Annotated in this window: 23 protein-coding genes and 4 pseudogenes; 14 read left to right on the top strand and 13 right to left on the bottom strand. The window is 68.2% G+C overall.

Translation table 11 applies throughout. The features are described 5' to 3' along the window. Positions 1 to 66: 66 nt before the first annotated feature. Complete coding sequence (locus tag KM933_RS32330; protein WP_260334479.1) at positions 67 to 987, top strand: ATP-grasp domain-containing protein; 921 nt, start codon at positions 67 to 69, stop codon at positions 985 to 987. A gap of 263 nt (positions 988 to 1,250) precedes the next feature. On the opposite strand, the gene KM933_RS40405 is transcribed toward KM933_RS32330, so the two are convergent. From KM933_RS40405 to KM933_RS32315, 3 genes are all read right to left on the bottom strand, one after another. After that, positions 1,251 to 1,886, bottom strand: a complete 636-nt coding sequence (locus tag KM933_RS40405; protein ID WP_221358959.1) for a methyltransferase family protein — start codon at positions 1,884 to 1,886, stop codon at positions 1,251 to 1,253. Positions 1,887 to 2,367: 481 nt separating this feature from the next. Continuing rightward, positions 2,368 to 2,754: a lasso peptide biosynthesis B2 protein gene (locus KM933_RS32320; protein WP_221358957.1), complete on the bottom strand. Its 387-nt coding sequence runs from the start codon at positions 2,752 to 2,754 to the stop codon at positions 2,368 to 2,370. Then, entirely contained in the window at positions 2,751 to 3,017 is a 267-nt protein-coding gene (locus KM933_RS32315; protein WP_221359005.1) for a lasso peptide biosynthesis PqqD family chaperone, read from the bottom strand. The genes KM933_RS32320 and KM933_RS32315 overlap by 4 nt, the downstream gene beginning before the upstream one ends. Positions 3,018 to 3,179: 162 nt before the next feature. Between KM933_RS32315 and KM933_RS32310 the strand changes: the two genes are divergently transcribed. Next, positions 3,180 to 4,403, top strand: coding sequence for a cytochrome P450 (locus KM933_RS32310; protein ID WP_260334478.1), 1,224 nt, complete (start codon positions 3,180 to 3,182; stop codon positions 4,401 to 4,403). 243 nt (positions 4,404 to 4,646) lie between these two features. Here KM933_RS32310 and KM933_RS32305 read toward each other — a convergent pair whose 3' ends face one another. Continuing rightward, complete coding sequence (locus KM933_RS32305) at positions 4,647 to 5,459, bottom strand: GAF and ANTAR domain-containing protein (protein ID WP_308013613.1); 813 nt, start codon at positions 5,457 to 5,459, stop codon at positions 4,647 to 4,649. Between the two features lie 526 nt (positions 5,460 to 5,985). Continuing rightward, entirely contained in the window at positions 5,986 to 6,753 is a 768-nt protein-coding gene (locus KM933_RS32300; RefSeq protein WP_221358946.1) for a class I SAM-dependent methyltransferase, read from the bottom strand. A 93-nt stretch (positions 6,754 to 6,846) separates the two neighbouring features. On the opposite strand from KM933_RS32300, the gene KM933_RS32295 reads away from it, so the two are divergent. Continuing rightward, the gene (locus KM933_RS32295; RefSeq protein ID WP_221358937.1) at positions 6,847 to 7,401 is read left to right on the top strand and encodes a winged helix-turn-helix transcriptional regulator; all 555 of its coding nucleotides are present in this window, start codon (positions 6,847 to 6,849) and stop codon (positions 7,399 to 7,401) included. Positions 7,402 to 8,082: 681 nt separating this feature from the next. On the opposite strand, the gene KM933_RS39885 is transcribed toward KM933_RS32295, so the two are convergent. After that, positions 8,083 to 8,595, bottom strand: a complete 513-nt coding sequence (locus KM933_RS39885) for a hypothetical protein (RefSeq protein WP_260334476.1) — start codon at positions 8,593 to 8,595, stop codon at positions 8,083 to 8,085. Between the two features lie 96 nt (positions 8,596 to 8,691). Here KM933_RS39885 and KM933_RS32285 point away from each other — a divergent pair, with 96 nt between their 5' ends. Further along, a complete protein-coding gene (locus tag KM933_RS32285; protein WP_221358998.1) occupies positions 8,692 to 9,633 on the top strand; it encodes a hypothetical protein in 942 nt (313 codons plus the stop codon). A 72-nt stretch (positions 9,634 to 9,705) separates the two neighbouring features. On the opposite strand, the gene KM933_RS32280 is transcribed toward KM933_RS32285, so the two are convergent. Next, entirely contained in the window at positions 9,706 to 10,152 is a 447-nt protein-coding gene (locus tag KM933_RS32280) for a hypothetical protein (RefSeq protein WP_260334473.1), read from the bottom strand. A gap of 700 nt (positions 10,153 to 10,852) precedes the next feature. Here KM933_RS32280 and KM933_RS32275 point away from each other — a divergent pair. After that, positions 10,853 to 11,353: a hypothetical protein gene (locus KM933_RS32275; protein ID WP_221358935.1), complete on the top strand. Its 501-nt coding sequence runs from the start codon at positions 10,853 to 10,855 to the stop codon at positions 11,351 to 11,353. On the opposite strand, the pseudogene KM933_RS40755 reads toward KM933_RS32275, so the two are convergent. The 4 genes and pseudogenes from KM933_RS40755 to KM933_RS32260 form a co-directional block, all read right to left on the bottom strand. Then, positions 11,343 to 11,501, bottom strand: a pseudogene (locus KM933_RS40755) (serine/threonine-protein phosphatase); the annotation flags it as partial. The gene KM933_RS32275 and the pseudogene KM933_RS40755 sit on opposite strands and share 11 nt — an antisense overlap. Positions 11,502 to 11,632: 131 nt before the next feature. After that, positions 11,633 to 11,915 (bottom strand): annotated as a pseudogene (locus KM933_RS32270) (hemolysin III family protein); the annotation flags it as partial. A gap of 39 nt (positions 11,916 to 11,954) precedes the next feature. Continuing rightward, complete coding sequence (locus KM933_RS32265) at positions 11,955 to 12,287, bottom strand: helix-turn-helix domain-containing protein (protein WP_221358933.1); 333 nt, start codon at positions 12,285 to 12,287, stop codon at positions 11,955 to 11,957. A 2,085-nt stretch (positions 12,288 to 14,372) separates the two neighbouring features. Beyond that, a pseudogene (locus KM933_RS32260) lies at positions 14,373 to 14,690 on the bottom strand (relaxase domain-containing protein); the annotation flags it as partial. 97 nt (positions 14,691 to 14,787) lie between these two features. On the opposite strand from KM933_RS32260, the gene KM933_RS32255 reads away from it, so the two are divergent. Continuing rightward, positions 14,788 to 15,930 (top strand): IS4 family transposase, encoded by a 1,143-nt coding sequence (locus KM933_RS32255; RefSeq protein WP_260334472.1) that lies wholly within the window; start codon positions 14,788 to 14,790, stop codon positions 15,928 to 15,930. Positions 15,931 to 16,154: 224 nt separating this feature from the next. Here KM933_RS32255 and KM933_RS32250 read toward each other — a convergent pair whose 3' ends face one another. Continuing rightward, the gene (locus KM933_RS32250) at positions 16,155 to 16,898 is read right to left on the bottom strand and encodes an SDR family oxidoreductase (RefSeq protein ID WP_221358929.1); all 744 of its coding nucleotides are present in this window, start codon (positions 16,896 to 16,898) and stop codon (positions 16,155 to 16,157) included. Between the two features lie 98 nt (positions 16,899 to 16,996). Here KM933_RS32250 and KM933_RS32245 point away from each other — a divergent pair, with 98 nt between their 5' ends. The 3 genes and pseudogenes from KM933_RS32245 to KM933_RS40745 all read left to right on the top strand — a co-directional run. After that, positions 16,997 to 17,899: a LysR family transcriptional regulator gene (locus tag KM933_RS32245; protein ID WP_221358927.1), complete on the top strand. Its 903-nt coding sequence runs from the start codon at positions 16,997 to 16,999 to the stop codon at positions 17,897 to 17,899. A 32-nt stretch (positions 17,900 to 17,931) separates the two neighbouring features. Continuing rightward, the gene (locus KM933_RS40750) at positions 17,932 to 18,114 is read left to right on the top strand and encodes a transposase (RefSeq protein ID WP_430727397.1); all 183 of its coding nucleotides are present in this window, start codon (positions 17,932 to 17,934) and stop codon (positions 18,112 to 18,114) included. Positions 18,115 to 18,224: 110 nt separating this feature from the next. Then, positions 18,225 to 18,512 (top strand): annotated as a pseudogene (locus tag KM933_RS40745) (transposase); the annotation flags it as partial. A 70-nt stretch (positions 18,513 to 18,582) separates the two neighbouring features. Here KM933_RS40745 and KM933_RS32230 read toward each other — a convergent pair. Next, the gene (locus KM933_RS32230) at positions 18,583 to 19,569 is read right to left on the bottom strand and encodes a helix-turn-helix transcriptional regulator (protein ID WP_221358923.1); all 987 of its coding nucleotides are present in this window, start codon (positions 19,567 to 19,569) and stop codon (positions 18,583 to 18,585) included. Between the two features lie 101 nt (positions 19,570 to 19,670). Between KM933_RS32230 and KM933_RS32225 the strand changes: the two genes are divergently transcribed. From KM933_RS32225 to KM933_RS32205, 5 genes are all read left to right on the top strand, one after another. Further along, the gene (locus KM933_RS32225; RefSeq protein WP_221358921.1) at positions 19,671 to 20,129 is read left to right on the top strand and encodes a VOC family protein; all 459 of its coding nucleotides are present in this window, start codon (positions 19,671 to 19,673) and stop codon (positions 20,127 to 20,129) included. Positions 20,130 to 20,219: 90 nt separating this feature from the next. Then, on the top strand, positions 20,220 to 20,636 hold the full coding sequence (locus KM933_RS32220) for a DUF1761 domain-containing protein (RefSeq protein WP_221358919.1): 417 nt from the start codon (positions 20,220 to 20,222) through the stop codon (positions 20,634 to 20,636). A 25-nt stretch (positions 20,637 to 20,661) separates the two neighbouring features. Next, positions 20,662 to 21,696, top strand: a complete 1,035-nt coding sequence (locus KM933_RS32215) for an aldo/keto reductase (protein WP_221358917.1) — start codon at positions 20,662 to 20,664, stop codon at positions 21,694 to 21,696. Between the two features lie 11 nt (positions 21,697 to 21,707). Next, complete coding sequence (locus tag KM933_RS32210) at positions 21,708 to 22,283, top strand: YdeI/OmpD-associated family protein (RefSeq protein WP_221358915.1); 576 nt, start codon at positions 21,708 to 21,710, stop codon at positions 22,281 to 22,283. A gap of 172 nt (positions 22,284 to 22,455) precedes the next feature. Further along, positions 22,456 to 22,878, top strand: a complete 423-nt coding sequence (locus KM933_RS32205) for a resolvase (protein ID WP_221358913.1) — start codon at positions 22,456 to 22,458, stop codon at positions 22,876 to 22,878. Positions 22,879 to 22,960 lie beyond the last annotated feature (82 nt).

Genomic DNA, 22,960 nt, shown 5'->3' with positions numbered 1-22,960 from the left:
ACACCCGGTCCGATGTCGTTGGTCGCCGACGTGTGGTTGCTGGCACGTGAACATCCGGCCCCTCTCATGCGCTCGACCACGGAACTCGCGGATGCGCTCGGAGCCGCCTACGGTGAGCGGTTCGCCGTGTGGCGCTCGGACGAACTCGTCCTCGGGGTTCGGGGCGGCAGATTGACGCTCTGCACCCTGGGAGGCATCGACGTCGCCGTCCCGAAGGTGGTGTGTGTGCGTCAGGTACCGGGGTCGATGCGCCACGACCGTGAGATTTCCCTGCTGCGCCATCTGGAGCATATGGGTACGGTGCTCGTCAATCCGCTCGACGCGCACGTGGGATGCCGCAACAAGCTGTGGCAGTTGCAGGAGTTGGCCGTGGCCGGGCTGCCGGTTCCCGACACCGTCTCCTACGCCACCGCCCCGCCGGAGGGCGTGGTGCGTGTGCCCGGTCTTGAGACGCCGTGCGTGGTCAAGTCCGTGACGGGCATGCAGGGGAGACAGGTCTTCCTGGTGCCGGACCGGCAACTGCTGTGTGACGTGGTCGGCGCCCTCGCGCAGGAGGTGCCGGTCCTGTTCCAGGAGTACGTGCAGGCTTCGCGGGGCCGGCACCTGCGGGTGGTCGTCATCGACGGCGAACCCGTGGCCGCAGGGATACGCACTTCCCCCGACGGTGCCTTCGCCTCCAACATCATGCGCGGCGGCAGCGGTGAGGTGTGTACAGGGCGCTTCCGGGACGCGGAGGCCCTGGCCGTCGAGGCCACCCGGACCATGGGCCTGGTCATCGCCGGCGTGGACCTCCTGTTCACCTCGGTGTCGCCGGACACGTTCACGATCTGCGAGGTCAACGCGGTTCCCGGGTGGCGCCCGGAAATGGCGGCGGTCGTTCCCGCCATCGTCGACTGCATCGCGCGCCGTCTCGACCAACGGGCGAACCCGCCTTTTCCTCAAGGAGAGCAGACAACTGAGCCCTTCGGGCTCCTCGGCGGCGCCTAGGGAGCCAGCCCCGGCCTTAACGGAGTCCGTCGGCAACCCCCGGCGCAGCCCCGCCACTGAAAGCTACTCAAAATCGGGGCTCGAAACAGGCACCCAGCGCGGTGAGGGCTGCAGCTATCCTGGCCCCGGATTCCTCTTCGGAAGTTTTCGGCTGGCCGGTACCCCGTGCCCCCCGGGGGGCGGACTGAGGGGTGCCGGCCTTTGTGCGTGGCGGGTGTATCGCTCACGGCGGACCCACTGTTGGCCGGGCAGGACTCAGCAGGTCAGCGTCCTCGGGCGGTCACGGCCGGACCGGTCTCCCCCGCACCTGTATCTGTGTCCCGGACCGCCCGCCACATACCCAGGGGCAGGAGCCTAGGAACACGCGCCCGGTAGGTGTCGTACTCCGGGCCGAACACCTCACGCAGCAGCTGTTCCTCGGCACGGATCTTGACCGTCAGCGTGAGCACCGCCACGGCGAACAGAGCCAGTGCCCAGCTCTGCCGGGAGAGCAGCGCGGTGCAAAGGATCATGGCCAGCACTCCGGTGTAGATCGGATGCCGTGTCACGGCGTACGGCCCGCTGGTGCGCAGAAGGTGGCCGGTGCGGATCGCGGGCCGGGGAGTCCACATCGCGCCCAGAGTGGCCCGGGACCACAGGGTGAACGCCATGCACAGTGGCAGCATGCCGGCCGCTGCCGTGGCGAGCGCGCCTGGCAGCACGGGCCAGCGCTCGAACGGGAACAGCATGCCCACGGCCCAGGTGAGCGGCACCACGGCAAGGGGCAGCATCCCACCCGGCCGCGACCGGGCCTGCTTGCGCGGCGCCCGCCGGGCGGCATGCACCGCACCCACCGTCCAGGCCATCACCAGCAGACCCCAGCACCCCACCGCGACCGACCAGCGCAACACTTCCGCCACACCCACTCCTTGCCCTTGAGACGCTCAGCGCAGAACCCGGGTACCTGGAAAAGACACATGCGGCAACTGGACCCGGATCCCTCCGACCAGCTCCCCGCACCAGATGTCCGGCCGTCAGCAGCGTGCTCCACCGCTGACGGCCCACCACATAACAGTGATTCCCCGGCCCGTACCGAGGCGCGGAATCAGCAAAGCGCTCCGCACGACCGCGAAAAACACGCCCTTCTCCAAGAAGGAAGCGGGAACGCTCACGGCCACTACGGACCACCCGCTAGAGGAGGCCGAGCGCGGAGACGACCATGCCAGATGCGGCTGCGATACCGAGGCCAAGGGGAACAAGAGCGCTAAGCAGCATTTTCGAGCTCCTTCGAAAGAACGGATGTTGCGCCCGGAAATTACCCTCCTCAATTCCCCGGAATCCCTGAACGGTTGCGTTCACCTGAACGTGATGCCACTGCAGTCTGTGTGCGAAAACAGGCACTCAGTCCGTGGCAGAGGACTTGTTCCTGGGTGTGACGGTGATCATGGGGTGGTAGGTGGTGGTGTCCTGTGGTTCACCGACGGGACGGCCTTCGGCTTCGACCCAGGCGTGAGCGGCGAACGGCGGGGTGCGTACCCCGGTGCACCAGGTCGGCCACACTCCGCGCAGCCAGCACAGCGGTGCGGTGGCCAGGGCGCGCTGGAGGCAGTAGCGGCCTGAGCACAGGGTGCTGGTGGCGGTGACGTCGTGGCGGGCGGCCAGGGCCTGGTCGTAGGAGGCAGGTTCGGCGCCGCGGCGGGCCGGCAGGCAGGCCGCGGTGACGGCGGTGCGGGCCAGGATGCGGCGCTGTAGGGGCGGGCGCCGTCCGGTGTCCAGGATCTGGCTCACCGGACGGTGTCCTGTTCGGTCAGGCCTGCGGCGGCCAGTTGGGCCAGCAGTACCTCGATGTCGGCGGCCACCTGTGCGGGCGCGGCCTGGTGGGCGGCCGTGAGCTGGTCGGCGACGGTGTGGGGTGTGTGACCTGCCAGCAGTGGGTGCAGGACGCGGGCGCCGGTGGTGTTCATCTGCCGGTAGCGTCCGCTGCGTTCGTCGAGCAGGACCGCACCGCCTGCGGTGTCGCAGACGCTGTTGACCTTGCACTGGCACCTCAGAGGTTGTACATAAGCGCGCCGCTGACAGCGAGACAGCAGGCCAAGGGGTATTCGCCCTTACGAGTGGAGACCTGCTGCCGCGGCATTGAGCAAGGTCGCTGATGGGCAGAGCGGGGATATCAGCGGTGATTGCGGAGGACTCGGAAAACGACCCTTTGACTCTTGGGGGGCGAGGTGAGCGTGAGGGAGATGCGTCGGTTCCGGCGTGATCCGCTGGGGTACATCGAGGACCGCGCCCGCTGTAGTCCGGCGGAGGTATTCCGCCTTCCGTGGGGCGCCTGGTGCGTGAGGGATTCCGAGCTGGCGCTCGCGGTGCTGCGTGACCCGCTCTTCCACACCGGCATGTCCACCTTCTTCGGGACCATGCTGCCCTCGCGGTCCGCTCAGATTCTCCTCGGTCGCGCCGTTCGGAACGTGATGCGGGCGCACCTGCCCGCCTACCGTGAACGCCTGCCCGAGGGGGCGGCCGGGCTGGGGCCGGCCAGCCAGTGGCCCGAAGCAGGTCCGGCGCTGGTGTATCGGTGCGCGGCGGGTGCCTTGCTGCACCCCGACGCCCCGCCGGCATTGCAGCGGCTGCTGGCGAAGGCCGTAGCGGGCGGCTTCACCGCCCGCCAGCCGTACATGCGCCAGCGGGTGCGGGCAGAAATGCTGCGTCCCGGGCTGCTGGCTGCGATCACCGAGCACGTGAGGGACCGCCGGGCGGAGGGCTCTGCAGCGGACGAGCCGCGGGACGTGCTGGACGCGGTGATCGGAGCCTGCGCCGAAGGGAGCACCGACCGGACCGTGACGGACCTGTACGTGCTGCTGTTCCAGTCGATCGTGGGCAACATCGGCTATGCGCTCGCGTGGTCGCTCCTGCTGGCATGCCTGCACCACCCTCCCGGCCCGCCCTGGCCGTGGACTGCGGAGGGTCTGGTACGCGAGGCCGGGCGCCACCGTCCGTTCGTGTGGATGGTCGGCCGGCCCGTCCCCCACGCCCTCGAATTCGGCGGCCTGTCGTTCGCGCCGGGCACGATCCTGTCGGTCAGCCCCTACCTGCTGCACCACGACGCGCGCCACTGGGACAGGCCCGAACTGTTTAGGCCCGAACGCTGGAACGAACCGGGCGAGCAAGGCCCCTACCTGCCCTTCAGCACCGGCCCGTTCACCTGCGCCGGCGCGGCCGTCGCACACAGCATGATCACCGGGGCGGTCGACGTCCTGGCACAGGGCGCCCACCTGACCGTCAGCGGCGGCGATGCCCGGCCCCTGGTCTCCGGCTCCGCCCTCCCCCGCCCCTTCGTCCTGCGACGCACCCTCAAGACCCCCGTCAGGCCCGCGCCGACGAAGGGAGGTGAACGACATGATCGCTGCAATCCGACGCATCATCAGGAACAAGCCCGCTAGCTACTGGGATCCGCCAGCCTGGCTGTAGATGGCACCAATCTCCATGGCGGGCCGCTCTCCGCGGCCAACGGTGAGCGGCCCGCTTCCCTGATGCGGGCCCTCCCTCGGAACAGGCGGTGAGGGCGGCCATGCAGTGCCTCTTCGATGCGACTGATTCGTACATAAGTGCCTGTGTGCAAACCCTCTCGGATCCGTATCGGGCAGGCGTCGGCACTCGACAGGTGTGCGGGGCCCGAGCTGCGCTCAGGTGTCGGGCTGGTCGCGTGGTGGACCAAGGACGTCCTGCGCGACGTGGGGCAGGGAACGCCCGGTCGAGAAGGCGTGGCCGCGGAGTCGGGCGAGTGCCTCCTGCGTGGAGATGCCCAGCTGGCCGGCGAGTTTCCCTGCGGCCTGATGGGTGGTGTCCCAGTGAGCGCCGGCCCTGTCGGCCCTGGCGGTCTCCTCGGGCGACAGGCCGTATCCGGGCAGGAGGGCCGGCAGCGCGGGCAGCAGGACCGCGGCCGTCATCCGCACGGCCGTGGCCATCTCTGCGACGGTCTCCTCGTCCGGCGTCATCGGCTCACGGCGGATGAGATCCGCAGCACCCAGGACCTGGTCACCGATGGCCAGGGGGAAGGCGTACACGGCCCCCATCCGGGCCAGCGGAGCCTGCAGGCCGGCCTCGAACAACGGCCACCGCTCAAGCGGCCGGCGGAAATCAGGGACGACGACCGGCTTCCCGGTGGCCGCCGCGGTGACACACGGCCCCTCCCCCGTCAGGAACTGCACCTCCTCCAACTTCCGGGCCACCGGATCCGAGGCACCCAACAGATACCGGGCAGGAGTGTGTGTCATCAGCGACAACGTCGCCCCGTCCACCGGCACCCCCTCACACAGCACCTCACACAAACGCCCCGGCAGCTCCCGTGCATCACCGCCGGCGGCGGCCAGAACACGACCGGCCAACCCGTACCGAGACGACAACCCCGTCCACCTCCCCCTCCATGCACCTCCCCGACCCCCGGGGACCCTCGGGCCGGGTACCCGCCACACGCACCCAGCACCCCACCGCCGCATGCGTCCGTTTATCGCCCGACGCGCAATACAGCGCGACGGCATCCTCCGGGAACCCCTCCGAATACGGAGTCTTCCGTCCTACCTGGACATTCCTCCCTGGACCATCAAGATCCATTGTCAGGGTGTCCACTCCAAAGGATCAGCCTCAATCGGTGGCGACCGACTTGATCGTCGCTCCCGGCCTCGAGCGGTACAACGTGACCGCGTCCGCCTTGAACTCGGCGGGGTAATGCTTCACCCCCACAGGGACTCCGTCTCTCCTGGACCATCAAGATCCAAGTGTCTCCGGTGTCCAAAACCCGGGGTCAAGGCCCACGTGCGACTGCGCCTCTTCCTGGACCTGCACGAACCTGGATCCGGTCCGACATGATGCAGGGCGCGCAGGCAGCACGGCACGCTTCTCACCCGCGCGTACCGGCCATCTGGAGCAGTGCGGCCCGGCCGGAGAGTATCTGCGGCTCGTCCTCGCCCCGAACCTGATCTTGATTGTGCGCCTGGGATGGCCGACCCGGGGCCGGGGGGTGGCTCATGCCTGGTGGATCGCATACCCCAGATATGTCACCACCGGGGTGCCTTCCGGTTCGAGCACCATGTCGACCAGCTCCGGCAGCTGGTCGTCGGTGAGCGTGCCACGCCTGCGCCCGCGCGTCGCGCGCACCAGGCTGCGTACGTCGCGCGGCCTGAACGCCGAGACGTCCTTCGCGGACAGCCCCGCCCGGTCGAGGGCCGTTTCGAGCTCCGCCGGGCGGCGCAGCCGGTGTGCGGCATAACGGCCGCGGGGCATGATCCGTGTGCCCGGGAAGGCTTGGAAGGCACCGAGGTAGACGAGGCGGGACACCGGGGTGCGGTTCACCGTGTCGTAGACGAAGACCCCGCCAGGGCGCAGCACACGCGCCGCCTGCGCGAGGACCACGTCCGGCTGTTCGGTGATCTCGAGGGTGTCGGCGCAGTACACGAGGTCGAAGGAGCCGTCCGGCAGGCCGAGTTCCTCTGCGGGGGCCGTCAGGTAGGTGATGCCCAGCCCGTCGTCCGCGTCCAGGGCGAGGGCCGTCGCGGCGGGGGACGGGTCGGCAGCGACGACCTCGAACCCGAACCGGGCGAGGCCGCGGGCCAGAAGGCCGCGCCCGCTGCCGACGACAAGCGCCCGGCTGCCGACCGCCGCGAGGCTCAGCTCCGACAGCACGTGCCGCAGGTACTCCAGCCGTGCGGATTGAAAGGTCAGGGCCCGGATGTGGCGGCCGTCGACGGCCGCGGGCCCGGCCGAGTCGAGTTCAATGTGCGGGGCGATGGGCATGGCAGGCTCCCTCGACGCTCCAGGTCAGGTTCCCTGAGGGAACCTAACATCGGTGAGTTCCCTCAGGGAACCCATCGGCCATACAATGGGAGCGTGACCCGTACCCCCCTCTCCGGCGTCGCGTGCTCGATCGCCCGCGCGAGTGACCTGTTCGGCGACGCCTGGACGGCCCTGATCATGCGCGACGTCCTCGTCGGCCTCCGCCGCTTCGACGAGCTGGCGCAGGACCTCGGCCTGTCCCGCAAGGTCCTCGCCGCGCGGCTGGCCCGTCTGGTCGAGGAAGGCGTGCTGACGCGGGAGCGGTACCAGGACAGCCCGCCGCGCGAGGAGTACGTGGCCACCGAGAAGGGGCGGGAGTTCTACCCCGTCCTGCTGGCGCTGATGGCCTGGGGCGACAAGTGGCACGCGGGGCCCGCGGGGCCGCCCGCCCGGATCCGCCACAATGCCTGCGGGCACCTGGCCACGCCGGTCGTGGCCTGCGACGCCTGCCGGGAGCCGCTCACGGTGGCCGACACGACGCAACTGCCCGGCCCCGGCGGGCGGGTGGGGCCGGGCACGCAACTGCTGGGACCACTGATCGCTGCGCGGGGAGAGGAGGTCTCAGAGCCGGTCACGGCACCGGATACCGTCCGATCAGCTCCTTCATGATCTTGTTGTCGCCGGTCCTAGTCCTGTTCACCCGCACATCCTGCCCGGTGCACACCACGCGGCGCTCAGCCGCAGTAGCGGCTTGACCGCACCCAAAGGCTGTCGTCCGCAATCCATGGCCGCCTGCTCACGCACCACAACAGCCGGATCGTCCCACCCGCCACACCCGACCAGCCCCGACACGCAAGATCCTGTTACGAGCTCTTACGGCGTAAGCATCCCCCGCAGAGTCAGTCCATGAGCAGTTCGATCAATTTCTTGACTTGCTCACTGGTCAAGCGGCTACACAGTTCCTGCACCAGTGCCGGTAGGTCCTCCGGCTTCGGGCCTGGAGGAGCTTTCGCTTCTTCGGCGGGCTGGAAGACCTGAGTGATCGTCTCCTGTGTACAGGACCGCGCGGGACCTGCTTCTTCTTCGTCCGCTGCTGCTTCTTCGCGGCACGCTCTTCCAGAACACGTTCAGTAGCGCTTTGCTGCTGCGCTGGCAGCTACCCGACCGCGCGGGCAACGTCCAAGGGGACGGTCTTGTCGGTGAGGGCCTGCTTGAGCTCGGGGGTCGCAGACTGTTCCTGGGTCCGGCTACGTGCTAAACGAGGTGGTAGCCGCTCCAATCGATGCGAATGTGACACCGGTCCTCAGGACGGCCCGCTGACGGCGCAGCTGCCCAGATCAGCACGTGTGACTACGCGGAGCCGGCGGGCGGCGAGCGGTCCGGCTCCCATGTGTCAACGAACGCCTCGAGCCGACGGCGCTGGCGGTCCTTCTGAACGATGCGCGCGGTGAGCACGGCTTGGTCGACGCAAAGGTCGACGGCGGCCAGGACCAGACGCTGGAGTTCGGCCGGCTCCAGCGCCTCCACCTCCCGCTGCACCGGGCGGGCCGGGTCGAAGCCGTAGCGGCGGGCGAAGGCCGGCCAGCGCGGGTCGTCGTGCTTGCCCTCGGTCGCGGGCAGCCCGTAGGCGCGGACCTGGTCGTAGGTCAGCAGGGCACGCTCCGTGTGGCTCCAGCAGCCGGTGCGCCCGCCGTCACCGTACCGCGCACCAGCTGGCGCATCATGCGCACCCAGCCGCCAAGACGCAGGAGCCGGTGCCGACGCCCGTACGCGATCCGGACTGGGTCGCCAACCGCACTCGCCAGTTCCTGAGGGGGGCCATGTCCGGCGACCGTGGGTCAAACGCTCACGGCTGATTCTCACTCGTCCTGAGTAATGACATGGATGCGTCCCGGGGGTGACGCCCACGGGGACAGGGGTGGATGAGACTTGAACTCCATTGCTCGAACGGGGGTTCACGTGGATCGGTGGGATCGAGTCGGACGGGCTGCGGCGTACGGGGCCGCGCTGGCATTGACGCCCTACTTGCTGATCAAGGTGTCGTGGGTGGTCGGTTCGCTCTTGGGGCTGCTGCCGGTCGGGACCGGGTTCGGCAAGGCGGAGTGGGTGGTGCTCAACAGCGCAACGATCGGTATGGCAGGGACCGGGATCGCGGTGGCGCTCGCGCTGGTGCGGCCGTGGGGGATGCGCATACCGGGAACGCCGTTGGCTTTCTGCGCCTGGGTCGGGACGGGATTCCTCGTCCCGGTGCTGCCGTACGCAGTTCTCAGTTCGCTGCTGGGATCGGCGGACGGCGATGTGGAGAGCGGGAATGACGCCGGCCCATCGATGCCGGCCTGGGAGGCCGCTCTGGTCCAGATCGGATTCGTCGGTATGGGGCTGGGTCTGGCCATCGCGCTACCCACCTACCTGCGGCGGCGCTGGCCGGACGCGTTCGCGGGCCGGCTCGGGGACGGCGGGGAGGGCTCGACGAGGATGCTGCCGTGGATGGCTGTGGTCGGCGCCGTAGTCGGTCTCGTCTGGCTGTACTGGGCGGTGGGCGGCACCGCAGGTGTCGCCCACCGAGGTGAGCGGGACCTCGCTTGGCATGTACTGTCCGGAGTCTTCGGAACGTGGGCGTTCGTAGCGTCCACCGCCACATGGGCTGTCGTCCGGGGCCGGCCCGCACGGGTCCCCCGGTGGGGCCCGATGGTGCTCGGGTGGCTCGGCTCGGGCTCGTTGTTCGCCTGGAGCGGCTGGAAGCTTCCGTTCACCCTGTACCTGGCAGTCGCACAGCCGGCCAACGCAGCCCTGCCGGAAAACCTTGCGCTCGCGGCAGTCCTGCACCTCGCAGCGGTGGGGGCGGGCGCCGCGATGCTGCGAGCGCTCGTTCGTACGCGGCTGGTGTCGGCGGACTCGTGACCATGATCGGGAGCCTCCCGTCGTAGTGGTGGTGCCCGCCCTTTTGCCGCTCGCCCTGCCATGGGCGACGGGTCAGCTCCATGAGGTGCGGGACGGTGCGGTCGGGGTTGCGCTCACCGATGCGGTGGAACACCAGCAGGACGGGCGGGAACGTCGCGTCGCCGGACCAGGTGTCCGGAGCGGGCCAGCGGGTGCGCCACATCGGGCGCTCCGGCCGTCGGTGTCCTTCACCTTCCGCAGGAAGAACCGGATGTACTTCTCCAGCTTGCCGGCGAGTTCCTCGGCACTCTCGTGGCAGTTGTCGACTCCGATGAACAGCAGCGGCACCCGGTCCTGCGGGGCGGTCACGACGATGTCGGCCCGGGCGCCGCCCCTGCCGGGGGCGTTCCAGGTGCCGGTGGCGGGCAGGGGGACCTCGGTCCCGTACGAGGCGAGGGTGCCGATGCCGCGGGGTGCGCCGACGACGGCGGCCCGGACGGCGGCCTGGACGTGGGGCGGGTCGTCGGTGAGCCTGGCCATGTCCGGCCTCGGGCGCAAGCAGTGCGATGACGGTTTCGTTGACGGCCATGGGGTGACAGGCGCCGCTGGAGCCCGCGCCGCGCGCGGTGGAGCCCATCTCCCCCGCCGGGCGCTGCAGCTCGTAGGAGGCGGCCTGCAGGCCCTTGGGGGTGAGGTTGCGCAGGGCGTCGCCGGTCTCGGTGGAGCCGCCGTTCTCGGGCAGGCCGTGCCCCCGCATGTCGCAGAGCGCGGCGGTGTGCGAGGCGGTGCGGGCCTGCTTCCACTTCGACGGGGTCGGCTTGCCGGCGTGCCGGAACGTCAGGTGCGGAGCACCGATCCGCTGGATCTGATCAGCCGTGGCCACCTTCAGGACTCCGAGAACGCGCAGCACGTCGCCGCGGTAGCTGTTCGTCGACCCCGCCAGGTTGTCCTTCCGCTTCCCCGCCATCAGCTCTGCTCCCTCATCGCTCGCGGCTGGCCGCCGGCCAACTGACGCGGCTGCTGCCGCTGGCCGCGCCCGGCCTGGGAGGCCGTGAGAGCCCCCGGGATCCGATGCTCTCCTCCAATACGGACATCCGGAGGAGAGAAGAGGGTTGTGACAGCGCAGATTTCGCACCGATTGCGGCCCTGACAAGGGGTTTTCCTCCGGCCTCGGGTGCCGGGCGCCAAAGGGGGTTCCCCAGGGCCCTCCGAAGGGGGCACCCGGGGAGGCCCCTTCGGCTTGTCCGCCGCGGGCCGGACCAGTTACCGCTACTACGTCTTCAGCGGTGACCGGTTCGCCACCGTGGAGGCGAGCCTGGACGACAAAGGCCTGGCCGTTGACGATATGGGCAGTCCTCGGCAGCTCAGCGCCGTTCCTGCACTCGCCGGTCTCGGCCACATCGATGCCGTCATGAACATCACCGGTTGCACCGAGCAGTGCACCGCCCAGGGTAAGACCAGGCCCTCCACGTTCGCCGTCTTCTCCGGCAGCAAGTTCCGGGTCCTCACCGTCCCCGCCACGGGAGATCTTTTCACCGCGAGCAAAGACGAAGACAGCTCCCTGAACGTCAACCGAGTCGACGCGACCCTGGAGGTCAACGGCTCCCCTGCCCGTTGGGCCTTCTACGGTGGCGACTACGAGAAGATCGGCGCCCCCCAAGCACAGCGCATCGACGGCAGCGCAAGCTCCGTCACCGAGTCCAACTGCCCCTCCTTGTCCAGCGCCGGCATCGCTCCCTGAGCATGCGCGCGACCACATCGAGCGACTCCACGGGCGCCGCGGCCTCCGCCGCCTCCAACGTCTCCGCCAAAGTTACCGCTGTGCCCCGGCCGCTTTCCCTCTGAAGGGGACGCGCCGCCCGCCCGGCGTCCGGCCTTCCTACGGTCACAGCGACTCCTCCATTGCTCGATGACGCTCAGGGACTTCGCCCGGAAAGACTGGAAGACCTGTTCCGACCCCGGTACCCGGGCAGATCACATTTCACCACCGGACCTGACTGCTGCCTGATACTTAACACCGTCAGGTCGCTGCGAGGAGGATGGCGGTGCAGTGCACGGTGGAGGCGGCGACGGTCAGGGCGCGGAAGACCTCGGGGGAAGCCGAACCAGGCCGGTGAGGGGTACGGGCGCTTGAGACCGTAGCCGACGGCTCCCGCGGTGTGGAGCAGACCGCCGGTGACGACGAGTACGACGACCGCGGTGCCGTCGGCGTGCGCGAATTCGGGCAGGTTGAAGACGGCCACCCAGCCCAGCGCGATGTAGCACGGCGTATACAGCCACCGGGGAGCCCTGATCCAGGCGATCATGCGCTCATATTCTTGATATCGGCGGAAGAGAGCAGGTCAGACGCCGGCCGGGTGCGGGGTTGCGGTGCGGCGGTGTTCGGCGTTGATGCGCCGGGCTTCCTCGATCTGGTCCTCGAGGATGATGATGCGGCAGGCGGCCTCGATGGGGGTCCCCTGGTTGACGAGTTCCCGGGCCTGCGCGGCGATGCGCAGCTGGTAGCGGGAGTAGCGGCGGTGTCCGCCCGCAGAGCGCAGCGGAGTGATCAGGCGGTGTTCGCCGATGGCGCGCAGGAAGCCCTGGGTGGTGCCGAGCATCTCAGCGGCCCGGCCCATGGTGTAGGCGGGGTAGTCATCGTCGTCGAGGCGGCCGAAGGAGTCGTCTGCTGTCATCTGACCTCTCCGTGGAATACGCGGAGGGCCCTGGCGCCGTACGGCGCCAGGGCCCGAAGGAACTGCTACACCATCTGCCGGCCCTGTTACTGCGCCGACCTTCTGTGTGCGCACACCCGACTGAACTGCTGCCGGGGATGCGGGGATCGCGGTTGCTCGACCGGAGACCACCTCACTATCGATGTCCTGCGGTACCCGGACTCAACAAACCGTCCGGGCGATCCTGACGGCGCCCAATTCCTCCGTTCCTTCCCTCAATGCTGGTACTGCTCCACTGCGTACTGCTGGTGATGTGACCTGCTCCGTGGCCTGTCACAGCGCCACTCTTCGGCAGCCAGCCCCGTCGCCTGTCCTGCGTCTGCTCTGGCTTGGAACCCCACTGCCGAACCTCCCGGCACGCGCGCCCGCAGCCGACGCCTTTACCGAGGTGCTGCTCTCGTACTGCGCTGCTGGATCCTGCGTACTTCACTTTCGGATACCGCTACTGCGTGCACTGCGGTCCTGCTCATGGCGGCCCCTGACCACTGCGGGCCACCCGGTCCGACCGTCAGTCCCGTCACCGTCCAGCAAAAACCCTGGCTCCGGAACTCCACAGCCGCACCGCACTGCGAACTACGCACTGCCCCCGGCAGTTCATCTCTGCCGGGCCTGTTCGATCTCGGCTACGGAAGAAACAGTACCCACACCCCCATCCAATGTCTACTCTGGCCAACATAGATTTTCGTGTCTCCAGCGGTGGGCTAATCATCCTCGAACAACGAGGGGAACAGACGAAGGGCCGACGATCGCAGCCGAGGCCGCAGACACGGCGATCCTCTGAGCACGTCTGCGCGCAGGTCGTTGGTCGATCCCGCCTCGTTCGTCTTCCTCTTCCCCGCCATCAGGCTTGCCCTCCCCGCAGCCGCGACCACACAGCAGCCGGGAGCGTGTTCCGCGCCGTCACGGGCGGCGGGCCCCCGGACCCGATGATCTCCTCCCCTGTCTTTCCTTTCAGGTTCAGGAGTAGAAAAGAGGGTTGTGACAATCCGGGAAGGGTGCGAAAAACTGCTCTGACAAGGGGAAATACCGGGTGGTCGGGCGTCGGGCACGGAAGTGGCATCGGCAGTGGGACCACAAGTGCCAGCGGCAGGAGCTCACCGGGACTTGCCCAGCACCCGGGGTGGCGCGCGACCGGGCCGGTCGGCGAGGTCTGAGCGACGGGCAGGGCTCTGGGATCCCGAACGGGCGCAGCAGGAAGGGGCGGCGGGACCGGGCACGGCCGGCGTGGGCACGATGCCCTCGCATTTCTCCGGCATCAGGGCCGGAGCAGGCGGCTGTTGCCCGTCCCGCGCGCACTCCAGCACATTGCGGGACGGACAACAGCCTGCGGGATCACACCTTGTCCGCGGCCTGGTCATTCCGGCTCGCGGTGTCCGCTTTACCCCTTGACCGCCCCTTGACCGAACGGTTCGTCCGTGACGGACATCACGAGCAGTGCCCCACCCCGGCTCCGAAATCCATCCACGGGCCAAGGGCTGCACCGTAGGGGTTCGACCGGGTGCAGCAGGCACCCAGCGTGCGAACAGTCAAAAAAGCGTCATGGAGACGACGTCGCCCAAGGTGCCCCAGCTCGCCCCGGAGCAGATCCGGCGGGCCTGCGACTACGTGGAGCCGGCCTGCCCGGCCGTCCAGGCGATCAGTGCTTGGTCAGCATGGATAGTTGCTGCCGTTGCCGGGAAGCAGGGTGTCCTTCACCCAGCCGTTGAGCGTGGTGCCGCTCTTGCGCAGATGGGTCCAGGTGCCTTCGTTCTGCGTGGTGGTGTAGCAGTGGTAGAAGACCTTGTCGTTGGTGTTGAGCGTTCCCACGACGCTGCACGCCGAGCCGGCTGCCGCATGCGGGCCGGAACGGATGTTCACCGCATTGCGGGTGATGGTTTTCTCGCCGGTGTCGTCGGGATTCGACCACTGGTGGGTGCAGCTGAGGATGCCGGTAGCGTCGGAGGTCTCGGCCGTAGCTGACGTCGGAGCCAGCACCAGTGCGGTACAGGCCGCGAAGGCAGCGGCCGACACGGCCATGATCTTCCCGATCGACATTTGTGTCTTCTCGGCGCGCCACCGCGTCCGCAGCTCGGCCAGCGAGAGCATCTCGGTGCGCTTGGGCGGGCGGGTCTGGTCGGCGGCCTGGCAGGCCAGCACGTAGCCGGCCCGCTCCCCCGGCGCGTGCCCCTGCCGTTCCTCGTACCTGTCCGTGAGGACGGACAGGGCGTCCACGATCTGCTGGCGACGGGTCGATTACCAGCCGATCAGCCGCCGGTCGATCCCGGCGATGTCCATGACGGGCCGGCGGCCCGGGGTCACCTCGCGCGGCTCCCACGCCCACCCCAGTCGCGCGGACACCTCCTCCATGAAGGTCAGGGTGTAGAGGCAATGCCGTTGCTTTTGTCGTGGGCGTAGGCTGGTTGGGAGTCGGTGCCGGGGGGTGCGGATGACTGCGAGTGCTTCTGACTTATCGGGTCTGGGCTTGTTGACCTGGGTGTATCCGCCAGGGTTGGTGGACCGGGTGGTGGCCGCGTGCGGACGTGTCGAGCAACGCAAGCGTCTGCTGCCTGCGCGGTTGGTGGTGTACTTCGTGTTGGGGCTGGCGCTGTTCTCGCCTGCTCCGTATCTGGAGGTCATGCGGCACTTGGTGGCGGGTCTGCGAGGGCTGGGGCTGCTGGGTGAGTGGCACGTTCCGGCGAAGTCCTCGCTGTTCAGAGCCCGGCAGCGGCTGGGGTCCGAGCCGCTGCAGGTGCTGGTCGCGGCGACTGCGAAGCCGATGGCGACCGAGTCGACGCCAGGAACGTTCTGGCGGGGCCTGCGGCTGCTGGCCGTCGACGGGACCTGCTGGGACGTCGCCGACACCGAAGCCAACCAGGTGGCTTTCGGCCGTCCCGGCAACGGTCGTGGAACGGGTCGCAGTGCCTTCGTGCAGGTGCGGATGGCAGCCCTGGTGGAAGTAGGCACTCACGCGGTGCTTGACCCGGAACTCGCCGGCTGCCGCACCGGTGAAGTGACCCTCGTGGGCCGCCTGCCCCGCTCCTGCAGCGCAGGCCAGCTGATCCTGGCTGACCGTGAGTTCCTGGGCGTCCCGCTGTGGCGGGCCTTCACCGCCACCGGCGCCGACCTGCTGTGGCGCGTGTCGGCCAACCGCGTCCTGCCGGTGCGCAAACTGTTTCGGGACGGATCCTGGCTGTCCGACATCCACGCCGGCACCGACCGGGCCCAACGCGATCCGGTGCGGGTGCGCGTCCTGGCCCACCAGCTCAAAGATACCGGTCCTGCCACCGCGGCGGGCGACTACCGGCTGGTCACCACCCTGCTGGATCCCCGCCGTTATCCGGCCCGGCAGCTGGCCGCGCCCTACCGCGAGCGCTGGGAGGTCGAAGCGGTATTCGCCGAGCTCAAGACCTACCAGCGCGGCGCGAAGGTCGTTCTCAGCAGCAAGACACCCGACGGGGTCCTCCAGCAGATCTGGGCCCATCTCCTGGTCCACCACGCACTGCGCGAGCTCATGGTGAGAACCGCTGCCACCCGTGAACTCGACTCCGACCGCCTCTCGTTCACCGAAACCCTGCGCTCCGTCCGGCGCAGCGTGACTGCCACCCCGGGCGGTTTTCCCCCCTGAGCTCCTGGTGAGAGCACTGCACGTCCTGCAAGAGGACCTTCTGGAAAGGCTTCTGCCCGCCAGACGGCTCCGCAGCCAGCCTCGTGTCGTGAAGCGCAAGATGTCCAACTACTGGCTCAAACGGGCCGAGCACCACGCCTGGCCACAGCCCACCCGCACCGGCACCCGAGTCATCCGCATCACACGACCCCAACCCGCAGACCCGTAACGCAACGGCATTGGGCCTAGAGCTGCGACGCCCCTCCGTCGACAGGGAACTCCGTTCCCGTCGAGAAGGTCGCACCGAACGCCAAGTACGCCACCGCGGCGGCCACTTCCTCGGACATCCCCAGCCGTTGCATCGGGTTGGTGCTCCGGTAGGTGTCCTTTATCGTCTCGGCGACGTCGGCGGGGACGGAGCGGTCCAGGATGCCCGTGTCGATCGGGCCGGGGCTCACGGCATTGACCCGCACCTTGTGCGGCAGCAGCTCGCGGGCCAGGGTACGCGTCATCGACCGCAGGGCTGCCTTGCTCGCCGAGTAGACACTGAGCGTGTCGAGGCCCAGAACGTTCACCACCGACGTGGTGAGGACCACGCCGCTTCCCTCGCGCAACAGCGGCGCCAACGCCTGCACCGTGAAGTACGGGCCCTTGGTGTTGATGTCGAACAGCGTGTCGTACATCTCCTCCGTCGTCGAGTCGAACGGTGCGGACTCGGTGACGCCAGCGTTGACGAACAGCGCGTCCACCGCACCGAACCGCCCCTGGACCGTGCCGGCCAGCGCCTTGATGTCCTTCAGGGACGCGGCGTCGCTGCGGACGCCGACCGCCTTGTCCCCCAGCTGCTCAAGCGCGGCGTCCAGAGTGGATCGGGTGCGGCCGGTGATCAGTACGTGCGCCCCACCGTCCGCGAACAACTGGGCCGTAGCCAGGCCGATACCGCTGCTTCCGCCCGTGATCACGATCTTCTTGCCGTCATAAGTGGTCATGCCCTCAAGCCAATATCTACCCGCACACCCTGTCCAAGACCTGTTCCGTATGCCGTCATGCCCCAGGCGTATGACGACGCGCGACGTACCCTGAGCGAATGGACGTCGATCTCCGGCTCGTGCGCTATTTCACCGTTGTGGCGGAGTACGGCAACTTCGGCCGGGCCGCCACCAAGCTGCACCTGGCACAGCCGTCGCTGAGCCGCCAGATCCAGCGACTTGAGGCTCAGCTCGGTGTCCGGCTTTTCGACCGCTCGCCGCAGGGCAGCAGCCTCACCGAGGCCGGTCAGGCATTCCTTCCCAGGGCCCGGATACTGCTCCAAGAGGCCGAGCAAGCCGCTCGCGCGGCCAGAGCCGCCGTCCAGCCCCGTACCGTCACCGTCGGCTGCGCCGAAGGACTGGTCATCACCGCCTGTGTGCAGGAACTGCGCCGCCGGCACCCCGACGGCCAGGTCCGTACCCGGCACCTCGACTGGCGGGACACGCGCGCCCTCGCCGAGGGGCGGGTCGACGCCCTCGTTGTGTACAGGCCCCTGCCCTTCCCCACGGACGGCTTCCGGGTGACCAAGCTCCATCAGGAATCGCGGGTACTCGTCACCTCGGCGAGTCATCATCTGGCGAACGAGAAAGCCGTCAGCCTGCGGGCTCTGTCGGACGAGGAACTGGTGGCCTGCGTCAGCACCCCGGTTGTCTGGAGCACGCCCAAGCCGGTCGACGACCGCCCGGCACCACCCCCGCCCGCGATCGACGATAGCTACGAGGACAAGCTGGAACTCATCGCCACCGGCCACTGTGTCGCGATCTTCCCTGCCGCCGATCGACGCGCTGCTGTGCGCGAGGACATCGCCCTGGTGCCCGTCATCGACATCGATCCCTGTGAGCTCGTGCTCGTCACGCGCGCTGGCGACCTAAACCCGCTGCTCGGATCCCTGGAAGACGTCGCACGTACATTGCTCGGCACAGCCTCCCGACAGGAAAACAGCACGCTGCCGATCAGCTGACCCCTCGCGGAGATGTCTCCAAATGATCTCGTGTGGTGGATCATGGTCGGGTGATACGTCGCCATGAACTGGCCGATGCCGAGTGGGAGTTCGTCCGTCCTCTGTTGCCTCGGTCGGAGCGAGGGCGGAAGCGGCTGGATGACCGGATGGTCCTCAATGGAATCGCCTGGAAGTTCCGGACGGGCACGGCCTGGCGGGACGTACCCGAGCGGTAGGGATCCTGGGCCACGCTGCACACTCGCTTCCGCCGATGGGCCAGGGACGGCACCTTCGAGCGGATGCTCCGGGAAGCCCAGGCGCGGGCGGATGCGGCCGGTGAGGTCGACTGGCTGGTATCGCTCGACTCCACCATCGTCCGAGCCCACCAGCATACGGCCGGGGCCCGAAAAGAAGGCTCCGAAACCCGGCGCTCGACCGCTCCAGAGGTGGACTGACCAGCAAGATTCACCTGGTCTGCGATGCTGTCGGCCGACCGCTCGCCTTCGTTCTCACCGGCAGGAACACCAACGACTGCACCCAGTTCACCGCCGTGATGGAGGCGATACGGGTGCCCCGCGTCGGTCCTGGCCGCCCCCGCGTACGGCCCGGTCATGTCCTGGAAGACAAGGGCTACAGCAGGCGACCGGCGGCGACCACGGGCAGCAAGGCGCGGGCACTGCCTGACTCGGTCGATTCCGCAATGTCTATGTCACGGCGCCGTTGCTGGTGGTCGCGTAGCGCTCGGCGAGTGTGGCGAAGGCTGCGGTCAGTTCGGGAGGCTCGACGACTTCCATCGGGACTTCGAACCGCCCGAACGAGGCTGCGAGTGCTCCCCACGACCATGAACCGGCCTTGAGGCTGCATCGATTTTCGGCGAGTGCCACGACTGTGCCGTCGCCGGCGAACGGAAGGACGTCGTGCGCAGGCAGATGCAGGATCACAGTTCCGCGGCATGGCCATTCGTTGACGTCGGATCCTTTGAAGCGTGCTGCAGTGAATTCCTGCACGTCGCCGCCCGGTACCACTCGCGAAGTGAAGCGCGGCCCGGTGGGCACGCGCGGTGTGATGCGGTCGGCGCTGAAGAGGCGCCAGTCGTTGCGGTCGAGGTCCCAGGCGACGAGATGCCACCGACCGTGCGAGGTGACGAGGTGGTGTGGCTCCACGCGGCGAGCCGGACGCAGTTGTTGGTCATCGTCCGCGGCACCGCGAGGGGCGTAGTCGAAGCGGAGCACTTCACGAACACGGATCGTGTTCGCGAGCGTGATGAGAACGTCTGTCGGGATTTCCATGGGGGCAGCGTCGCCGGCGCGACCGATGGTGGTGATCTCGAGCCCGTCGAGGCGGTGTCGGAGCCGTGGAGGCATGACCTGCCGGATCGTCGCGAGGGCGCGAATGGCTGCTTCCTCAATCCCGACCCCGACAGCGGGCGCCGCTTGCAGGGCGATGGCGACCGCGACGGTCTGGTCGTCGTCGAAGAGCAGTGGTGGCAACTCGCTGCCGGCGTCGAGCCGGTACCCGCCGTCCGGACCCATCGTGGCCTGGATGCTGTACCCCATCTCTCGAAGTCTTTCGATGTCCCGTCGCACAGTGCGGTCGCTGGTCTCCAGCCGCGACGCAAGGAGCGATCCGGGCCAGTCCTGCCGGGTCTGCAGCAGCGACAGCAGTTTGAGCAGCCGCGATGTCGTTGTCATGGTTTCGACCGTAACCGAGTTCTAGGACAAAAACTGACCTATACACCTGTGAGAGTTTCCGTACCGACCCGAGCGGGCCGGCTTCCCAACAAGGAGCAGCGATGACCATCCAGACGACCACCCACCTCAACTTCCGTGGCGACGCGCGTGCAGCGCTGGAGTTCTACCACTCTGTCTTCGGCGGGCAGGTCGCGATCAACACCTACGCGGACTTCGGGATGCCGGCCGGGGTGCCCGGTTCCGACAAGGTCGTGTTCGGCCACGTCGCCGCGGAAAACGGCTTCCGGGTCATGGGGTACGACATCCCCGGCGCGACCGAGGGAACCATCGTCGGCGGCGGTACGACCCGCCGCGAGAACAACACCACCATCACCGACCAGGCACTGTTCGTCTCCATCGGTTCCGACAGCCTGGACGAGCTTCAGAAGTACTGGGACGCCCTCGCCGTCGACGCCGTCATCGTCGAACCGCTGGCCGCCTCGGCGTGGAGCGCAGGCTTTGGCATGCTCACCGACCGCTTCGGCGTCACGTGGAGCGTCAGCGTCACCTCCGCTTCCTGACCCCGCCAAGCCGCGGCGCGGAGCCGATCCGATCCGCGCCGTGGCTTCCTGTTCCTTCTTTCTCGCTTTCGTCACCGCTGAGGAAAACTCATGCTCGCTGCCCTGTCCGAGATCAACTGGTTCGCCGTGATCGTCGCCACACTCGTCTTTGCCGTCCTCGGCGGTCTCTACTTCAGCGTCATCGTCGCCAAGCCCTACAAGGTCGCGCTCGGCAACGAGAACCGCGAGCTGCCGAAGCCCGGCCCGATCTTCGTCGTCGGACCGCTGGTCTCAAGCCTGCTCGTCGTCATCACCAGCGCGGTCCTCCTGCGGGCCCTCGAAATTGAATCCGCCGGCGCCGGCATCGGCTTCGGACTCGTCATCTCGATCGGCTATCTCATCGCGCAGACGCTGACCATCGCGATCAACCCGAACTTCCCCCGCCCGCTGCTGTACACGCTGATCAACGCACCTTACTTCGCCGTCTGCACCGTGACGGCAAGCACCATCCTCACCCTCTGGCAGTGACCGGCCCGCACGAAGGAGTCCCACAATGAAACTGCGCACCCTTGGCCGCACCGGTCTCAAAGTCAGTCCCTACTGCCTCGGCACCATGCTGTTCGGTCCAGCTGGCACCCCCGACCCCGACGACTGTCGACGCATACTGCACCGCGCCCTCGACACGGGCATCAACTTCATCGACACCGCCGACGTGTACGGCGGCGGCGAGACGGAGTCGATCCTCGGCGCCGCGCTGAAGGGGCGACGCGACGACGTCGTGCTCGCCACGAAATTCAGCGGGCCGATGGGCGACGACCCGAACCGACGCGGCGCCTCACGACGCTGGATCCTCACGGCTGTCGAGGAGTCGCTGCGCCGGCTCAACGTCGACCACATCGACCTGTACCAGATTCACCACTTCGACCCGGCGACGGACCTCGAAGAGACCCTCTCGGCACTGAGCGATCTGATCAGCAGCGGGAAGGTACGAGTGATCGGCTCATCCAGCTTCCTTGCCTCGGACATCGTCGAAGCGCAGTGGATCAGCGAGCGCCGCGGGCTCGCGCGGCTCCGCACAGAACAGCCAAGCTATTCGATCCTTGCCCGCGGCATCGAACGTGACGTCCTACCCGTCGCTGAACGCTACGGCATGGGCGTGCTCACCTGGAGCCCTCTGTCGTGGGGACTTCTGACCGGCAAGTACCGTGCCGGGCAGAACACGCCCGTCTCTGCGAGCCGCGCGATGTGGGGGCCACGCCACATGAGCGATCAAGCCAAGTTCGCCGCCGTGGAAAAACTCGCACCGATCGCTGACGAAGCGGGAATCTCGATCACCCACCTCGCAATGGCGTTCGTCATGGCACACCCAACCGTGACATCGGCGATCATCGGACCGCGCACCCTTGAGCAGCTCGACGACCTCCTCGCAGGAACGAACATCAGCCTGAGCGACGACGTCCTCGACCGGATCGATGAGATCGCACCGCCGGGAACCGACACCGGCGTGACCGATGTCAGCTACACCCCGCCGGCTCTCGCGCACACAACACTACGACGACGCCCCATCGGCGACCGCACTGCCACCTGAAAAGGGCCACGATGAACGCTTCCTCGTCAACCGTTCAACTCACTGTCACCGATGCCGCTGCCTGGCGCGCATGGCTAGACGAGAACGAGGGAACCAGCAACGGCGTGTGGGTGATCCTCGCCAAGAAGGGAACCCACACCCCGACATCGCTCATATACGCACAGGCCCTCGAGGAAGCCCTGTGCAGCGGATGGATCGACGGACGTAAGAACGCCATCGACTCTGCCACCTACCGTCAGCACTTCACCCCGCGTCGTCCCCGATCTCTGTGGTCGAAACGCAACGTCGCACTCGTGGCCGGTCTCATCGAGTCGGGCCGCATGCGCGAACGCGGCCGCGCGGAGATCGAGCGTGCCCGCACGGACGGACGCTGGGAACGGGCCTACGCCGGCTCCGCCACAATCGACGTTCCAGGTGACCTTCTTACCGCGCTTCGTGCAACTCCCGGCGCTGAAACAGCGTTCCTCGCCCTGGGGAGCTCCGCCCGATACCCGATCCTTCTCGACGTGACCACCGCCAGCAACGACACCGTTCGCGCAACGCGCATCGTCCGCCACGTCACTCGGCTCGCGAACCCGGAGAAATGAGCACCGAAGGAGGAGTGCGCAAGGACGGCCTGAACACCGAACAGCACTATGACGGCGTGGTCGGTGCGCAGCCTGCAGACCCTGCTGGGACCGGATGTGCAAGGGGCGGTGACAGAGCTGGTCCCAGCGGGACGGACCCCGCCTGGCCGTCACGGCCGCGAAGGCGACTGCCGTGCGCGCCACGTATGTGGGCGGCCGGTCCACCGCCGGTCTGGCCCGCGACCACCACGTCAGCCGCGGCGCCATCCGTACAGCCGTCGCCGACCTCATGCCCGAGCACACCGACAATCGCCAGGACCCCCCGGCACCGGAGACCGCGGTCACCCTCGACATGCCGGGCAAGGTCGCCGACTTCCTCCGCGCGGCCGAACTGGAGCCCGCCGAGCGGGCCGCGCTCGACCAGGGCGTGACCGTACGGCGCGGCCAGGGCTATACCCTCCACGTCCCCGCGGCGCCCTCGGTCCACCGCCAACTCCTCGGCCGCTGCCAGCCGCTCGACGCCCCCGCAGCGATCCCGGCCCAGCACAAGGCCCGCCGCGAGTACGCGAACCGCGTCAGCACCCTCATCGCCCCATGGCCTGAGCGTCACTCGTAGCCACTTTTGCGGCTGGTGTCTGAGCTAGTACTGCAACGGTGCTTGTTCTGAGTGCTGGGCAGTTCAGGGGCTGTGCCCGCGT

Source organism: Streptomyces beigongshangae, assembly GCF_019710745.1.
Taxonomy (GTDB): Bacteria; Actinomycetota; Actinomycetes; order Streptomycetales; family Streptomycetaceae; genus Streptomyces; species Streptomyces beigongshangae.
Note: the sequence above shows the minus strand (reverse complement) of the source record. Positions and strands in the feature narration are given on the sequence as shown.

Bases quoted from the DNA above. Each gene is read 5' to 3' on its own strand.
- KM933_RS32330 (WP_260334479.1), top strand. From the start codon at position 67: ATGCGCTCGACCACGGAACTCGCGGATGCGCTCGGAGCCGCCTACGGT.
- KM933_RS32245 (WP_221358927.1), top strand. From the start codon at position 16,997: ATGGACGTCGATCTCCGGCTCGTGCGCTATTTCACCGTTGTGGCGGAG.
- KM933_RS32225 (WP_221358921.1), top strand. From the start codon at position 19,671: ATGACCATCCAGACGACCACCCACCTCAACTTCCGTGGCGACGCGCGT.
- KM933_RS32280 (WP_260334473.1), bottom strand. From the start codon at position 10,152: ATGGCCAGGCTCACCGACGACCCGCCCCACGTCCAGGCCGCCGTCCGG.
- KM933_RS32305 (WP_308013613.1), bottom strand. From the start codon at position 5,459: ATGCGGCGGTGGGGTGCTGGGTGCGTGTGGCGGGTACCCGGCCCGAGG.
- KM933_RS32300 (WP_221358946.1), bottom strand. From the start codon at position 6,753: ATGCCCATCGCCCCGCACATTGAACTCGACTCGGCCGGGCCCGCGGCC.
- KM933_RS32250 (WP_221358929.1), bottom strand. From the start codon at position 16,898: ATGACCACTTATGACGGCAAGAAGATCGTGATCACGGGCGGAAGCAGC.
- KM933_RS32220 (WP_221358919.1), top strand. From the start codon at position 20,220: ATGCTCGCTGCCCTGTCCGAGATCAACTGGTTCGCCGTGATCGTCGCC.
- KM933_RS32230 (WP_221358923.1), bottom strand. From the start codon at position 19,569: ATGACAACGACATCGCGGCTGCTCAAACTGCTGTCGCTGCTGCAGACC.
- KM933_RS32265 (WP_221358933.1), bottom strand. From the start codon at position 12,287: ATGACAGCAGACGACTCCTTCGGCCGCCTCGACGACGATGACTACCCC.
- KM933_RS32215 (WP_221358917.1), top strand. From the start codon at position 20,662: ATGAAACTGCGCACCCTTGGCCGCACCGGTCTCAAAGTCAGTCCCTAC.
- KM933_RS32210 (WP_221358915.1), top strand. From the start codon at position 21,708: ATGAACGCTTCCTCGTCAACCGTTCAACTCACTGTCACCGATGCCGCT.